The organism is Parabacteroides distasonis ATCC 8503 (assembly GCF_000012845.1).
Lineage (GTDB): Bacteria > Bacteroidota > Bacteroidia > Bacteroidales > Tannerellaceae > Parabacteroides > Parabacteroides distasonis.
On sequence record NC_009615.1, the window covers coordinates 4,752,168 to 4,768,637 of the forward strand.

At 41.0% G+C, this 16,470-nt stretch carries 11 protein-coding genes; 8 read left to right on the forward strand and 3 right to left on the reverse strand.

The window, feature by feature from the left end; all coding sequences use genetic code 11:
* Positions 1 to 39 precede the first annotated feature (39 nt).
* The 3 genes from BDI_RS19640 (at position 40) to BDI_RS19650 (ending at position 4,309) form a co-directional block, all read left to right on the forward strand.
* Positions 40 to 990 carry a glycerophosphodiester phosphodiesterase family protein gene (locus BDI_RS19640; protein WP_012056227.1) on the forward strand — a complete coding sequence of 317 codons (951 nt, stop codon included), beginning with the start codon at positions 40 to 42 and terminating at the stop codon, positions 988 to 990.
* A gap of 18 nt (positions 991 to 1,008) precedes the next feature.
* On the forward strand, positions 1,009 to 2,511 hold the full coding sequence (locus tag BDI_RS19645; protein ID WP_012056228.1) for a glutamine synthetase family protein: 1,503 nt from the start codon (positions 1,009 to 1,011) through the stop codon (positions 2,509 to 2,511).
* Positions 2,512 to 3,016: 505 nt separating this feature from the next.
* Positions 3,017 to 4,309 carry an MATE family efflux transporter gene (locus BDI_RS19650; RefSeq protein WP_009017076.1) on the forward strand — a complete coding sequence of 431 codons (1,293 nt, stop codon included), beginning with the start codon at positions 3,017 to 3,019 and terminating at the stop codon, positions 4,307 to 4,309.
* 194 nt (positions 4,310 to 4,503) lie between these two features.
* Here BDI_RS19650 and BDI_RS19655 read toward each other — a convergent pair whose 3' ends face one another.
* The 3 genes from BDI_RS19655 to BDI_RS19665 form a co-directional block, all read right to left on the reverse strand.
* Positions 4,504 to 6,591, reverse strand: coding sequence for a cation:proton antiporter (locus BDI_RS19655; RefSeq protein WP_005858459.1), 2,088 nt, complete (start codon positions 6,589 to 6,591; stop codon positions 4,504 to 4,506).
* A gap of 168 nt (positions 6,592 to 6,759) precedes the next feature.
* Positions 6,760 to 8,547, reverse strand: coding sequence for a glycoside hydrolase family 15 protein (locus tag BDI_RS19660; RefSeq protein WP_012056229.1), 1,788 nt, complete (start codon positions 8,545 to 8,547; stop codon positions 6,760 to 6,762).
* Between the two features lie 29 nt (positions 8,548 to 8,576).
* Positions 8,577 to 10,814, reverse strand: a complete 2,238-nt coding sequence (locus BDI_RS19665) for a bifunctional alpha,alpha-trehalose-phosphate synthase (UDP-forming)/trehalose-phosphatase (RefSeq protein ID WP_012056230.1) — start codon at positions 10,812 to 10,814, stop codon at positions 8,577 to 8,579.
* A gap of 701 nt (positions 10,815 to 11,515) precedes the next feature.
* Here BDI_RS19665 and BDI_RS19675 point away from each other — a divergent pair.
* The 5 genes from BDI_RS19675 (at position 11,516) to kdpB (ending at position 16,461) form a co-directional block, all read left to right on the forward strand.
* Positions 11,516 to 11,989 (forward strand): hypothetical protein, encoded by a 474-nt coding sequence (locus tag BDI_RS19675; protein WP_005858467.1) that lies wholly within the window; start codon positions 11,516 to 11,518, stop codon positions 11,987 to 11,989.
* Between the two features lie 41 nt (positions 11,990 to 12,030).
* The gene (locus BDI_RS19680) at positions 12,031 to 12,216 is read left to right on the forward strand and encodes a helix-turn-helix domain-containing protein (RefSeq protein ID WP_005858469.1); all 186 of its coding nucleotides are present in this window, start codon (positions 12,031 to 12,033) and stop codon (positions 12,214 to 12,216) included.
* Positions 12,217 to 12,587: 371 nt separating this feature from the next.
* On the forward strand, positions 12,588 to 12,668 hold the full coding sequence (locus BDI_RS21485) for a potassium-transporting ATPase subunit F (RefSeq protein ID WP_080504992.1): 81 nt from the start codon (positions 12,588 to 12,590) through the stop codon (positions 12,666 to 12,668).
* Positions 12,669 to 12,695: 27 nt separating this feature from the next.
* Positions 12,696 to 14,405 (forward strand): potassium-transporting ATPase subunit KdpA, encoded by a 1,710-nt coding sequence (gene kdpA / locus BDI_RS19690; RefSeq protein ID WP_005858471.1) that lies wholly within the window; start codon positions 12,696 to 12,698, stop codon positions 14,403 to 14,405.
* Positions 14,406 to 14,421: 16 nt separating this feature from the next.
* Positions 14,422 to 16,461 carry a potassium-transporting ATPase subunit KdpB gene (gene kdpB, locus BDI_RS19695; protein ID WP_005858473.1) on the forward strand — a complete coding sequence of 680 codons (2,040 nt, stop codon included), beginning with the start codon at positions 14,422 to 14,424 and terminating at the stop codon, positions 16,459 to 16,461.
* The last annotated feature ends 9 nt before the right edge of the window (positions 16,462 to 16,470 follow it).

The following is a 16,470-nucleotide window of genomic DNA, read 5'->3' on the forward strand; positions in this document are numbered from 1 at the left end:
CGGATAGAAAGAATCATTCACCTAAAATACGATTGTGAAATGAAACTCAATTTATCCGCCAGATTTTTAATGCTGGTCCTGCTTTGTGGTTCTTGCGTATTGAACACGCCAAAGGAGGAGCTTGAATACAAGGGAATGAATACGCTACAGATATCAAATGTAGATGATTTGATATCTTTCTACCAATATGCGGATGACCGAATTCCTTTAATTAGCGGGCACCGAGGCGGACGGGGAAAAGGTTATCCTGAGAACAGTATGGAAACCTTTGAAAATACCCTCTCTTATACTCCTGCCACGTTCGAGATAGATCCGAGGTTAACCAAAGATAGTGTTATCGTCCTTTTCCACGATGATACACTGGAGCGTACCAGTAATGGGACCGGGAAAGTTTCTGATTATACTTGGGAAGAATTGCAAAATTTCCGTTTGAAGGATCCCGAAGGAAATATCACAAACTATCGTATCCCGACTTTAGAGGAAGCGATTCGTTGGGCCCGTGGAAAAACAATCCTAATCCTTGATAAGAAGGATGTTCCGATGGAGCGCACTGCTCAGTTGATTACCGATATGCAAGCGGAACCTTATGTAATGATTACGGTTCATGATGGTGCCTCGGCTCGTTTCTTTTACGAGAAAAATCCGAATTTCATGTTTGAGGCTTTCGTGAAAACGAAAGAAGCGGTTCAAGACTATGAGGATAACGGTATACCTTGGAGCCATATCATGGCTTACGTAGGTCCGAAGATTACCCCCGAAGTCCGTGAGGTAATCGATATGTTGCATGAAAGAGGTGTCATGTGCATGATATCTACCGCTCCCTCCGACGATAAACTATCCACACCCGAAAGTCGTGCTGAAGCATACCGTATGATCATCCGTCAAGGCGTGGACATCATAGAGTCTGACCGACCTATAGAGGTTGCTGAAGCGATCTCTAGCTTGATTCCGGTTAGCAGTTCCAAAGGAAAGTTTTTCTCTACACTATAAACATAATCAATATAAAACATGAACAAAGAACTAGAAATGACTCCCAACGTATTAGTGGAGTTTTTACAAAAGCCAGCGTCCGAGTTTACGAAAGAGGACATTATCCGTTATATCTATGAGAAAGATATCCAGATGGTTAATTTTATGTATCCTGCAGGCGACGGACGTTTGAAAACACTGAACTTTGTAATCAACAATGCAGCTTATCTGGATGCGATCTTGACTTGCGGTGAGCGTGTGGATGGCTCTAGTCTTTTCTCGTTTATCGAGGCGGGGAGTAGTGACCTGTATGTGGTGCCCCGTTTCCGTACGGCTTTCGAGGATCCGTTTGCGGAATTACCTACGCTTACCATGCTTTGCTCATTCTTCAATAAGGATGGAGAACCCTTAGAAAGTTCCCCGGAATATACCTTGCATAAAGCTTGTAAGGCTTTTCATGAGGTGACGGGAATGGATTTTGAGGCAATGGGTGAATTAGAATATTACGTAATCGCACCGGATGAAGGCGTTTTCCCTGCTACCGACCAAAAAGGTTATCATGAATCCGCTCCTTACGCTAAGTTCAATGAGTTCCGGACGGAGTGCATGCACTGCATAGCGCAAGCCGGGGGACAAATTAAATATGGTCATTCGGAAGTTGGTAACTTTACGTTAAATGGTTTGATCTATGAGCAAAATGAGATCGAGTTCTTACCATGTCCTGCGGAAAATGCAGCGGATCAATTGATGATCGCAAAATGGGCGATCCGCAATCTAGCGCATGAATATGGATATAACATCACTTTCGCTCCGAAAATTACGGTGGGAAAAGCAGGTTCCGGTCTGCATGTCCATATGCGTATCATGAAAAATGGCAAGAATCAGATGTTAGCGAATGGTATCTTATCCGAAACCGCCCGTAAGGCTATCGCTGGAATGATGTGCTTAGCTTCCTCTATTACGGCTTTTGGAAATACGAACCCAACCTCATATTTCCGCTTGGTTCCACACCAAGAAGCACCTACGAATATTTGTTGGGGAGATCGGAATCGTTCAGTTTTAGTTCGTGTTCCGCTAGGTTGGGCCGCAAAAACGGACATGTGTGCTTTGGCGAACCCATTGGAACCTGCCAGCCATTATGATACGAGCCAAAAGCAAACGGTCGAGATGCGTTCACCGGATGGCTCCGCTGATTTATACCAATTATTGGCAGGATTGGCAGTTGCGTGCCGCCATGGTTTTGAGATCGATGATGCTTTGGAAATCGCTGAGAAGACTTATGTAAACGTGAATATTCATAAAGAAGAGAATCAAGATCGCCTAAAGACATTGGATCAACTCCCAGACAGTTGCGCAGCCTCAGCCGCCCGTTTAAGACAACAGCGTGCTGTTTTTGAAAAATATAACGTATTTAGTCCGAGTATGATAGACGGCATCATCCATAAACTGGAATCTTATGATGACGCTTCTTTACGCAAGGACCTAGAGAATAATCCGGAAGAGATGTTGAAGCTGGTCAATACTTATTTCCATTGTGGCTGAAAATCTTTTTTATGGTTTCACAAGAGGGTGTGTCATGACACACCCTTTTTATGCCCTGCTTTCATTTCTTGAACTTTCCATTGCGTTTTTTTTGAATATCCGAGCACAAGAGAGGCCATAAATTAAAACGAAAATATTCTAGAGAAGAAAAAAAAGATATAATAGTAAAAAAAACATGATAAAAAATTGTTATTTACAAATAAAGGCTTACCTTTGCCAACATCAAAACAAAATGATGTTATAAATTCATTTTGAAGTTATATGTTTTTCAAGTTTAACCTTGACTGTGAGCACAAAAGATTATCGCGAAGATCTTTTGAACGGTTGGATAGAGACGTCTATTTAGCCGTTTTTTCTTTTAGCCCTATCCAATAAAGCTATTCAGCTATTTGACAGATACAGCTTTATTTGTCACGGAGATTTTATATCCTTTTATTTTATGGATTACGAAATAACATACTGCATAAAAGCGGTATGTTGTATCGCACTATTATACAGTTGAGCAATGAATTATACATATAAACAAATATGGCTCATCAACTTTCCTGTAATGATGAGCATCTTAATGGAACAATTAATCAATATTACGGATGCTGTTTTCTTAGGCCACGTTGGAGAGATAGAATTAGGAGCGTCCGCTATCGCCGGAATTTATTATTTAGCGATTTATATGCTTGGTTTTGGATTTAGCATTGGGTTGCAAGTAATGGTAGCTCGAAGGAATGGAGAGCAAGATTACAAGGAAACCGGCAAGACCTTTTTTCAAGGCTTATTTTTCCTTTTGGGATTGGCTATCTTTCTTTACCTTCTCATTCATACGGTTTCCCCATTTATACTAAAGAAGCTGATCGTTTCCTCGGATATTTATCGAGCGGTAATTCTATACTTGGATTGGCGTAGCTTTGGATTGTTGTTTTCATTCCCATTTTTAGCGATACGTTCTTTTTTAGTGGGGATAACGCATACAAAAGCTCTATCTTGGGCTGCTGCCATAGCGGTATTAATCAATATTCCTTTAAATTTTTATTTGATATTCACTAGGGAATTAGGAATCTCGGGGGCGGCAATTGCCTCTTCTTTGGCAGAGATGGGCTCCTTTATGATGCTTTCCTTCTATATGTGGATACGATTGGATAAAGAAAAATATGGGTTAAGGCCGGTCTATAATGGTAATTTACTTATAAAAGTCTTGAAGTTATCAACATGGAGTATGCTTCATGCGCTTATTAGTGTAGCCCCTTGGTTCTTGTTTTTCGTTTCAATTGAACATTTGGGAAAAATAGAGTTAGCGATTTCCAATATAACCCGGAGCGTATCGGCTATATTTTTTGTGATAGCGAATTCTTTTGCGCTTACAACAGGCTCATTAGTCAGTAATGCGATTGGTGCGGGAGAAGGGAAGACACTATTTTCAATCTGTAGTAAAATTCTGAAATTAGGTTATACCATAGGATTTCCCTTGGTTGCGATTGCTTTATTGTGTAATCGATGGATTATTGGTTTTTATACGAGTAATGAACTATTGATACAATTAGCTTTTGCCCCTTTTGTTGTAATGTTGTTGAATTACACTTTCGCTTTACCGGGTTATGTATATTTGAATGCTGTCGGAGGAACAGGAAAGACACAAATGACTTTCCTTTTTCAAGTTACGACAACAGCCATATATTTGGTTTATCTTTATTGGTTATGTCGCTACACGCAAGCTCCTCTCGCAATCTATTTAACAGCGGAATACGTCTTTGTAATTCTGTTGGCTACACAATCTATTTTTTATTTGAAAAAGAAACATTACTAAAAAACGAAGAAAGATGATGACTAAAATATATCCACGTACGGGAAATAAACAAACCGTATATCTAAATACCATTATACAAGATCCTCAAATAGTGGGATTGGCCTATAGACAAGATTCGCCAGTGTTTACCATACATTATGAATGGTGATTTAGATGAGTTATTATCTATTGAGGATGACATATTTTTCTTGTCGCTATTTTAGGAACTGGTAAGAAGTAAAAACCTTATTATGACGTTCTCCCAACTCATTTACCATTTGCTCGGCTTCTTCTTGGGAAATCAAACCCTGTTCCTTGAATTGTTCTATCCTCTTTTTTTCGTTGCTCAATAACATACGGACAGACTTGCGAGTCACAGCCTCTTTATATGATTTAGGATAATCAATGGATATTTTTGTGATAAAATTCGATGCTCTAGTTATATTTTTACGGATCTCGACTTGTAAAAGCGACAAGCAACTTTCATATTCGGTAGAGACTGTTTCCGAGGAGCCAAACTCGTTAACCAGTTTCAAGGACTCTTTCTGGGCTATGATCAATCCCCTTGCCAAATCGTACCCTAAAATAATTCTGTCTTGATAGTAAATATCTGCCCATTTTTGGAAAAAACGAGAGAAAAACTTCATACTGATTATCCATGAAGGTTCCTCACAGAATTCAAAAATATCGCCTCGGTCGCATAGAGGTTTCTTTCCGTCTCGATCGTATTGTTCATCAATTGCGGCATTTAAACGTCTTTGCGTCCCGGATGAAATGACACCGTTTGTGTATAGGCTCCAATAGAGCGAGCGCTCTCTATCCAAGATTCGTAGACGTATGTCTGCCATTACGTCTTTGGTACGGACAGGCATTTCCGGATATATTTCTTTTTGAGGTAGGAACTGTTCGACAATACTCCAGTCTGTTGCTTCCAACGCTTCCTTCTGTTTCAAATCTTTTAGGTATTTTTCAGAACCTTCGTACAACTGCTTTTTTACGCTATAATCCAAAAGAAGCTTGGAGGACGGTATCTCTGCCAATCCCAATTTCTTTAGAAGCCAACCGATTGTAGTCGCATTTATTGTCAATGTTAAAGTTACAATCCCAGCCGTAAGGAAAAGTACTTGCCGACGTATTGGTTCTGGTATCGAAAAGGTATACGATACCATCAGTGCCATCGTTAGTCCCAATGCACCACGTAATCCTCCCCAACTCAAGATCGTGGACTCTCGCACCGACAAGCCATATCCGGACCGTTTCATGATCGGATAAAATATGGTTATTATTAATATACGAATGATATTTATCCCGGCATATACACAGATAAGAATCAATAAATCCATCCATGAGAAGTCTACCTTCAATGCTATTACGACACCTACAATTATGAATATCAATGTATTTGCTATGTGTGCCGCCAATTCCCAAAATTGACGCATGAATTTATTGACCTGCGGTTTCAACCTCAGACGGCCCATGTAAGAGACTGTCAAACCGAAACCGACCAAAGCGATTACTCCCGATACTTCCAAATAATTTTGCGCTATGACAAAAGTCATATAAGCGGAAAGAATCATCACGCTGTTTTGAAGCATCTCGTCTCCATTTACATTTGTGATAAATTGAATACACAAATAAGCCAAAAGCGTACCAACCAGGGCTCCTCCGGCAACGACCATGATAAAGTCCGCTACGGGAGAATCCGAAACACCAGTAGCGGTATAGGCTCCGAAAAACAGCATGAAAAGGACAATACCGGTTCCATCGTTTAGCATCGACTCGGCATCCACTAGCGTCGAGAAACGTTTACTGGTGCCTAGCTCTTTCAACAATGCGACAATGGCCACTGGGTCTGTCGCACTTATCAAGGCTCCGAACATCAATGCAAATGTCCAGTTCCACCCTTCATAAGAAGGGGCGAACGTTCCGATCCCTATCATCAAGGCAGCCGTCAGCAACATCGCAATAATGACACCCGGTACGGACAATATAGTGGCATTTGTCAATGTTTTTCGAAAGATATGCACGTCCAGTTCATAAGCAGCGTCGAATATCAAGATCGGAAGAAAAATATAAAGTATCATATCGGGATTAGCATTTCCGGCAAAATCGATCGATGATTTTAATATAGGAATGCTTTCCAACCAGCCTATCCGGTCAAACGTACCGATCAATAATCCAAAGGCAAATAGCCCGACCGTGTAAGGAAGAGGCATCTTTTTTAATCCGAATTTTAAAATCGCACCTCCCATCAACCTTATCAATACAAAAAATAATGGGGCCAGTAAATTATTCGTTTCCATATTGATTCACTATTTAACTGCAAGGAGCTGGCAATTTTTGAGCCAATAGCGTTCGAAGATATATAATTATTTAATAATGAGATATCTATGAGCTTTGTCCTATAAAAAGAGAATAAAATCTCTTTCATAGTGAAAAAATATTTCCAAAATGAAAGAGATACAGAAGGTTTATTTAAAAAACAGTCGTATGTCCTCTTCCGAAAACAATATAGCGGTATTGACTAGTGCCAAATGGGAATATGCTTGAGGAAAATTCCCCAGTTGCTCCTTGGTTTCAAAATCAATGTCTTCACTGAAAAGTCCCAAGTGATTTGAATTATGAAGCATTTCCTCAAACAGACTACGTGCTTCTTCTTTTTCTCCTATGACATAAAGAGCACGAATGAGCCAGAACGTACAAATAGTAAAGGCGGAAGAGGGAAGTCCGAAATCATCATGAGATTTATAACGGTACATCAACCCTTTGTAAAGTAACGCATTCTTTATCGCTTGCACTGTTTTATGGTAGCGTATGTCTCTCGGATCGATAAATCCGTACGGTTCCATTAACAACAAGGACGCATCAAGGTCGGAATTACCGTAGGCTTGCGAGAAACTTTGCATCTCTTCTTTCCAACCGTTTTTCATGACATTTTCTTTGATTACGGCCACTTCTTCCGACCAACGTCTCCGGTATGTCGGTTTGTTTAATAAATCTGCAATACGAGCTCCCCTGTCTAATGCGACCCAGCACATAACTTTGGAGGAAACAAAATGCTGTCCTTCTCCTCTAATCTCCCAAATGCCTTTGTCTGGTTTTTTCCAGTCAATCATCACATTCGTCAGGATACTTTTTACCATTTCCCACATATCTTCCACCTCGTCCAATGTACCGGGCATCAAACGATAGTATTGGTAGATCAGGTCCATTAAATAGCCGAACGAGTCATTTTGAAGCTGGTGGTAAGCATCATTACCGATCCGAACGGGTCGTGAGTTCTTATAACCGGAAAGATGTCCCAGAATAACTTCCGTCAATTTTCTTTCTCCGCGAATACCGTACATGATCTGGTAAGTATCGTGTTGAGAAACAAAAGTAGACTGGACAAATCTCATGAACCGCCTTGCGGCTTCGACATGGCCTATCTGGAACAAAGTTTCAATGGACATGGAGGCGTCGCGCAGCCAACAAAAACGATAATCCCAGTTACGGACTTCTCCGATCGTTTCCGGTAGGCTAGTTGTTATGGCCGCCAATACGGCTCCATTATAAAAAGACATCAATTTTAAAACTAGGAGACTTCGCTCAATGACATCGTTATAGACCGTAAACTTCTTGGTTCGGTCAGTCCAATTTAGCCAATAAACCAGCGTCCGGCAGTATTCCAGTTTCTCACGCTCAATGTTGACGGGGATTACTTTCTCGTTATATGAAAGTAGCAAGAACTCGTCCTTAGCCAGTATGATTTCTTTCTGTTCCAAGATCTTGTGCAAAGGTAGTGAGGAATAAAGATATTGCCTATCTTTGCTGTTAGAAGTAGAGTAGGTCTCTATATATTCCGAGGTCGTGTTGAAAATTGTCTTTCCACGGGCATAGTCCGGAGCCGGCTCATAGTTGATTTTAAAACGGGGAGTACCTTTGATTCTGCGGATATATCGGTAGATCTCTGCCGGACGATAACAATTGCTCGCATCGCTCAGATGGTAACAAGGCATGAAATCTACAACGGCAAATTCATTTTCTTCTGATACGAAGTTGGTCGAAAGAATATTTGTATGAGGAACATACGATTGCGATATTTGATAATCCGGAGAAACCTCGAAGCCGAAATATCCCCCTTTCTCCCGATCGAGCAATGACGCAAAGATGGAAGGTGAGTCGAAGTTAGGGAAACATAACCAATCTATACTGCCTTTATCCGAAATCAAAGCCGCTGTGCAGCAATTTCCTATTACTCCGTAATTTAACTTGTCCATAAAAATTATTTTTTATTTGTCCACAATCCTTAAAAAAAATCAACGGTGGCTTTCAGTTGACCTTTTATGCTTCTGGAAGTCGTTCCGTAACTAACACCTTCACCCGACAGTTCTTCCAAAAAAGGCAATACTTCTTCCTGCGAGGACAGATTGTATTTGGCTTTTTCAGATACAATTCCAACTTTAACTGTTATGGCGGATACTGGAAGAGCCCGGAACATATCCTCATCCGTCGTGTCATCTCCCATTGCTAGTATAAAATCATAGCGGGAAGCCAATAATAGGCGATCTACTTCCGAACCTTTTGTGTATTCTGGAGATTTTATTTCCACGACTTTGTTGCCCTGCATGATTTGTAATCCCTTTCTCAGGCAAACAGGCATTATAGCCTTTGTTAGCTGTTGCGCTCTCAGCTCTCCCAGCCAGGCGTCCGATTCTCTATAATGCCAGGCAAGAGCAGCTTCTTTTGTCTCAAGATGAGAGTACGGGGTTTTGCTTACAAACAAATTTAGAATAAACAATAGCTCCGAATCCCACTCTCGATTGCCTATGTTTTTATGCCATGCGCCTTTTTCCTTGTAAAATGCACCATGCTCGGCGGCAAAAGACAGAGGAAGATCTCCCAGCCATTTCTCCAATGTATAGTGGTCCCGCCCGCTATTAATGGTTACATGATTCCGAGAGTCGGAACAAAAACGCTGTAACAGGTCTCGTAATGCAGGTGTTGGAGCTGCATCTTCCGGATGATTTTTGAATGCAGTTAATGTTCCGTCGTAATCCAGCAAAATCAAGCGCTTTTTCGCTTGGTCATATAATGTTTTGATTTCGTTCTGGTCTTGTGCGGAGATCTTTTTCTTTTGTAATCGTTTGTTTTTCTCTGCGGCCTGCCGCCATTCTCTCATGAAATCCGCAGCCCATTTGTTTACGGTTTGAACCGAAAGGATGGCTTGCATTCGCTGAAGCCTTTCTCTTTGTTCCTCCAATGGCATTTTCAATGCACGGCAAATGGCTTGTTCGATCTGGTCCGTGTCGTTTGGATTAATCAATAAAGCATCAGACAATTCAACCGAAGCACCGGCCATTTCACTTAAAATGAGTACCCCCGGATTATCTTGTTTGGTAGCGACATACTCTTTTGCCACAAGATTCATACCATCGCGCAAAGGGGTTACCAAGGCTATATCGGCAACATAATACATCGCTACCAATTCCTCAAAAGAGAAACCGTGATAAAAATAACATACCGGAGTCCAATTCATGGTAGAGTAAGTTCCATTGATAGAACCGATCTCCTCGTCTATTTTGGTTTTCAATTCGGCATAACTGCCTACATGGTCGCGAGAGGGGACGATAACCATCGCCAATGTCACTTTCCCGTGATATTCCGGATGATTTTTCAAAAAAGAGGCGAATCCGTAAAGACGGTGCAATATTCCTTTGCTGTAATCCAGTCGGTCTACCGATATGATTAACTTATGATCTCCAAATAGAAGTCGTGTTTTCTCTACTGCGTGGTGGACTTTGTCATCAGCTATCACATTGTGATAAAGATCATAGTTTATCCCCATCGGTAATGCATCCACACGGGTTACACGATCATTCATTTGAACTTCATCCAGATTGAAATTCTTATGAAGGATGCGTTCCGTCGCACTGATGAAATGACGCATATAATCGTGAATGTGAAAAGCGACAAAGTCGGCTCCCAAAAGTCCGTTCAGGATCTCGACCCTTTCGGGCAGAATCCGGAAAAGTTCATGTGAAGGGAACGGAATATGGTGGAAATACCCGATATGAAGGTTGGGAAACTTCTCACGGAGCATGCCCGGCAACAGCATTAACTGATAGTCCTGTACCCAAACCCAATCATTAGGTTCAACTATCCGAGATATCTCTTCACAAAAAACAGCATTGACTTCCCTATATGATTCCCAAAAGTTCTTTTTATATAACGTATAAGCAAAAAAGTAATGACAGAGGGGCCATAGGGTACTGTTGCTATATCCTTCGTAGTAATTTTCATACTGCCTGTCGGATAAGAATACCGGATGATAATTATTTTTTTCCAATTGACTGCAAATGTCATCTTTTTCCGTCTTTTGTTCTACGCAGACGCCAGGCCAACCAATCCAATGTTTTTCACAATCAACGTCCAATGACTTCAAACCTGTAGCCAGCCCTCCTTCGCTCCGTGAAAAAACAAATTTTCCATCGGAGGAACGTGTAACTTTTACAGGCAACCTATTCGAAATGATAAATAATCTCATATTTGAAATATTATATACAACACAAAGCAAAATCCATACCAATTTGTATTTGTCATTGATAAACAGATGTTTGCAAATAGGGAAGCCTAAGTAATATTACCAAAATGAAAAACACTTTTTCATTTTAGTTGTTTTTTTTACTTTCAATTTAGAATTAATATTTTTAATCGATTGATATATAGTGATTTATGTTTGTTGTTTTCTAATTAGTCTGATTTTGGCATTATCTTTATCAGTTTAGATTTCCGAAGAAAGTATCATTAATATTCATCTTCGGTTGTCTGCTATAAGAAACAATGTAGAACAACAAAGAAACAAAATGGTATTTTTTATTTATCAGTTAGGCTCGCTTGCCTCTGTATGGGCAATCAGCAATTTAATAAAAAAAGATGTTCCTCAAAGGATCAAAAACAAGATTATCGTTCTGTTACTAGTAACAAGCTGGATTGGTGTTTTGGGGTATTTTTTCATTTTGAAAAACAGGATTGAAAAATGGTGGCCTTGCAAGAAGTACTTGGTTGCTCATAGAAGGATATGAGTTTCATATTATATATTATTGCAATTAAAGTTGTTTTATGTGTACCAAAATCTTTTTCTCCATTCATTCTGTAAAGATTTGAATTGTTTTTTTCTTTTTGAGCCGTGGATATAATTTATTCACGGCTTATTTAAAGGATTTGATTTCAAAAATTAGGATACAAATGGAAAAGAATATGCGGATGAAATTTTTAAAGCAACGGATAACGGTAATATTACTGTTAGTGGCTAGCGTATGTATATGTGGTAGCATCAATGAATTCTATGTCTTCGAAAATGATTATTATTTTAAATATCTGCTGAATACTTTTACAGGAATCATCCTTTTGACAGGAATTGCCTATTTATGCTATCCTCAAAAGAAGACAAATCAGGAAAATGAATTGGTGCTGAATGAATACAAACTGGTGTATGAAACGGAGTCTACCGCATCGCAATATTTTATTTCTGATACAGAAGCTTGGAACACATTAAGAAAACAATTGAAAACAACAGCTCAAGGACATGCTATTTTATATATCAGCGAAAGTTGCGAATTGCCTATAATCAATAACATGATTTTAGCTAAAAAGAGAAATTTCGATTGTTGGAAGCCTGCCTGTGCAGGGCAGATATCTAAAGATTTTGGTGAGATTTAAAGTGATCGTAAAAAATATATGGCAGCCATAAAACGATGTCCATGGAAAGGAAATGTCAATTATCTGAAAATACGGGGAATAATATTGAATTGGACCTAGTCAGCGTTGAAAAGCACCACATTCAGAAAGTTCTCCAACATACTAACGGATACAAACCCGAAGCTGCTCGTCCTCTTGGGATAGCCTTAACCACACTTTATAGGAAGATGGAAGCCTATGGACTATAATGTGGAACACTTTGTTCTTGCATACCCGGTAGGTTTACCTAAAACAGGCAGCTTGCCTTTTTTATATACCTTTTCAAAATGAAAATATCTTTTTCCTTTTGAAAAGGATTGAGCATATTACATAATAATATTATTTTTTGATTATATAGCTGATAAACAATGTATTGTGCAAGAACTCGATTTTTTGGCACAGCTTTGGCATATAGTAGGGTGGAAAACAAATAAATAGTATTAACAATTAAAAAAGACAAGTATGGAAGATACGTTATCATTTTTGTTCTTGTGTGCTACCGGTGTAGCATGCTATTGGTTTTTCTTCAAGTGTGTGGACTGGTTTGAGAAAATTTAATGTAAGAAAGGAGAATTAAATTATGTTTTTAGCACTGTTTATACTTTGCTTATTGATCTTCGGGTATTTGATGTATGTCCTAATTAAGCCTGAAAAGTTTTAATGGTAATTAGTTTTTTTAAGTGAAAAGATGAATACAGAAATTTTAGGTGTAGCATTGCAGATATTGCTGCTGCTGGTTATCAGTTACCCGCTGGGAAAGCATATCGCCAAGGTGTATAAGGAGGGAAACGACTGCATGCGTTTCATGGCTCCAATTGAAAGATTTATTTACAAGCTGGCGGGTATCAACCCCAATGAAGAGATGGATTGGAAGGCATTCTTGAAATCTCTGCTTATTATAAACGTATTTTGGTTCTTCTGGGGTATGATCCTGTTGGTATCGCAAGGATATCTTCCTTTGAATCCTGATGGGAACAGCGGACAAAGTCCAGATTTGGCGTTCAACACGTGTATTAGTTTCATGGTTAACTGTAACTTGCAGCACTATAGCGGAGAAAGCGGTTTGACTTATTTTACACAGTTGTTCGTCATCATGTTGTTCCAGTTCATCACTGCTGCAACAGGTATGGCTGCCATGGCTGGAATTATGAAGTCGATGGCCGCCAAAACAACTAAAACAATCGGTAACTTCTGGCACTATTTAGTGATCAGCTGTACACGTATCCTTTTCCCGATGTCTCTGATCGTGGGTTTCATCCTGATCATACAAGGTACGCCGATGGGCTTTGACTCCAAAATGACAATCCCGACATTGGAAGGAGCTGAACAAACTGTTTCACAAGGTCCTACAGCTGCAATCGTTCCGATTAAACAGTTAGGTACGAATGGTGGTGGTTACTTCGGAGTAAACTCTTCTCACCCATTGGAAAACCCGACTTACCTGACCAATATTGTAGAATGTTGGTCTATTCTGATCATTCCGATGGCATTGGTATTTGCTTTGGGATTTTATCTGAAACGTAAAAAGTTAGGTTATGTGATCTATGGTGTGATGCTGTTTGCTTATCTTTTGGGGGTATTCTGTAACGTTCACTATGAGATGGCAGGTAACCCGAAAATCGACGAGATGGGTATTGACCAGTCTTGCGGTGCTATGGAAGGTAAGGAAACCCGTCTGGGTCCGGGCGCAACCGCTTTGTGGTCTGTGACTACGACCGTCACCTCTAATGGTTCCGTTAACGGTATGCACGACAGTACAATGCCTCTTTCTGGTATGGTGGAGATGTTGAACATGCAGATCAATACATGGTTTGGTGGTGTCGGCGTAGGTTTCATGAACTACTATGCATTCTTGATTATAGCCGTATTCATCAGCGGTTTGATGGTCGGACGTACGCCGGAATTCTTAGGTAAAAAGGTAGAAGCCCGAGAAATGAAGATTGCAACGATCGTTTCGTTGGCTCACCCATTCGTGATTTTGATCTTTACGGCTATCTCTTCCTACGTATGGGTATATGCCCCTGAATTCGTAGAGAGCGAGGGTGGCTGGTTGAACAACCCTGGTTTCCATGGTTTCAGTGAAATGTTATATGAATATACTTCTTCTTCTGCTAACAACGGTTCCGGTTTTGAAGGATTAGGCGACAATACCTATTTCTGGAACTACACTTGCGGTTTGGCACTGATCATTTCACGTTATTTGCCAATTGTCGGACAGGTAGCTATTGCAGGTCTTTTGGCAAACAAGAAGTACACTCCGGAGAGTGCGGGTACATTAAAGACTGATACGGTTACATTCGGTGTGATGACATTCTTCGTAATCGTCATCGTTGCTGCCTTGTCATTCTTCCCGGCACAAACATTAGGCCCGATCGCCGAATATTTTAGTATTTACTAATTGACAGATTAAGAAGATGAGAAATAACAAAACTGCTTCTTTATTTCCAAAGAAGCTCGTTATAGAAAGTTTGAAGCAATCATTCATTAAGTTGAATCCGCGGATGATGTTCCGTAACCCGATCATGTTTATCGTGGAGGTGGTGACATTCGTCATGTTGTTTGTTACGATTTGGGCGGCTACCACCGGTGATACGACACAAGGATCTTTCGGTTACAATATCTTAGTGTTTATTGTATTGTTCGCCACGTTGCTTTTCGCCAACTTCGCAGAGGCGATTGCAGAGGCACGAGGCAAGGCACAGGCCGACAGTTTGCGTAAGACCCGGGAAGAAACTCCTGCCAAATTGTGTGTCGGTAACAAGATTGAAACGGTCAGTTCTTCTCAGTTGAAGAAAGGCGACATCTTTATTTGTGAAGCCGGCGACACGATTCCTTCCGATGGTGAAATTATCGAAGGTCTGGCTTCTATCGATGAAAGCGCCATCACAGGTGAATCTGCTCCGGTGATCCGTGAAGCGGGTGGAGACAAGAGTTCTGTAACAGGCGGTACGAAAGTATTGTCCGACCAGATCAAGGTGAAAGTGACGACCGAACCGGGTGAAAGTTTCTTGGATAAGATGATCGCCTTGGTGGAAGGCGCTTCTCGCCAGAAAACTCCGAACGAAATCGCCTTGACAATCTTGCTGGCAGGTTTTACATTGGTATTCGTTGTTGTTTGCGGTACCTTGAAACCGTTTGCTGATTATTCCAACACGACGATTACGATCGCGGCCTTTATCTCTTTGTTCGTTTGTTTGATCCCGACTACGATCGGTGGTTTGTTATCTGCCATCGGTATTGCCGGTATGGATCGTGCGTTGTCTGCTAATGTGATCACCAAATCCGGTAAGGCGGTTGAAACAGCCGGTGACATTGATACTTTGCTGCTCGACAAGACCGGTACGATCACGATCGGTAACCGTAAAGCAACCCAGTTCTATCCGGTATCCGGCATTGACGAACACTCTTTTGTACAAGCTTGTCTACTGTCCTCTCTTTCAGACGATACACCCGAAGGTAAGTCAATCGTGGAATTGGGACGTGAAAAAGGTGTACGTGTACATGATCTGAATACATCCGGATCAAAGATGATCAAGTTTACGGCAGAAACTAAATGTTCAGGAGTGGATTTGGCAAACGGTACTCGCATCCGTAAAGGAGCTTTTGATGCTATTCGTAAGATGAGTGAGGCTGCCGGCAACAAATATCCGAAAGAGGTGGCCGATTTGGTTCAGAAGATCACGAGTAACGGCGGTACTCCGCTGGTTGTTTCACAGGATGATTTCATCATTGGTGTGATCGAGTTACAGGATATCATCAAACCGGGTATCCAAGAACGTTTTGAACGTTTGCGTAAGATGGGTGTGAAGACGGTAATGGTAACCGGTGATAATCCGTTGACCGCAAAATATATCGCTGAAAAAGCCGGTGTAGACGATTATATCGCCGAAGCCAAACCGGAAGACAAGATGAACTATATCCGTAAGGAACAGGAAAACGGTAAGCTGGTCGCCATGATGGGGGACGGTACGAACGATGCCCCGGCCTTGGCTCAGGCAAACGTTGGTGTCGCAATGAACAGTGGTACGCAGGCTGCCAAGGAAGCTGGTAATATGGTTGATTTGGACAACGACCCAACGAAACTGATCGAGATTGTCGAAATCGGTAAACAGTTGCTGATGACTCGCGGTACGCTGACTACTTTCAGTATCGCTAACGACGTGGCCAAGTATTTCGCTATCGTACCAGCTCTGTTCATGGTTACGATCCCGGCATTGGCCCCGATGAACATCATGCACCTGCACAGTCCGGAATCAGCGATCCTAAGTGCGATCATCTTTAATGCGATCATCATCCCGATTCTGATCCCTCTGGCATTACGTGGTGTGGCTTATAAACCGATCGGTGCTTCCGCATTGCTTCGTCGCAACTTGCTGATCTACGGTTTGGGCGGTGTAATTGCCCCGTTCATTGGTATCAAGTTGATAGATATGATTGTAAGTTTATTCATGTAAAAGTAAAAT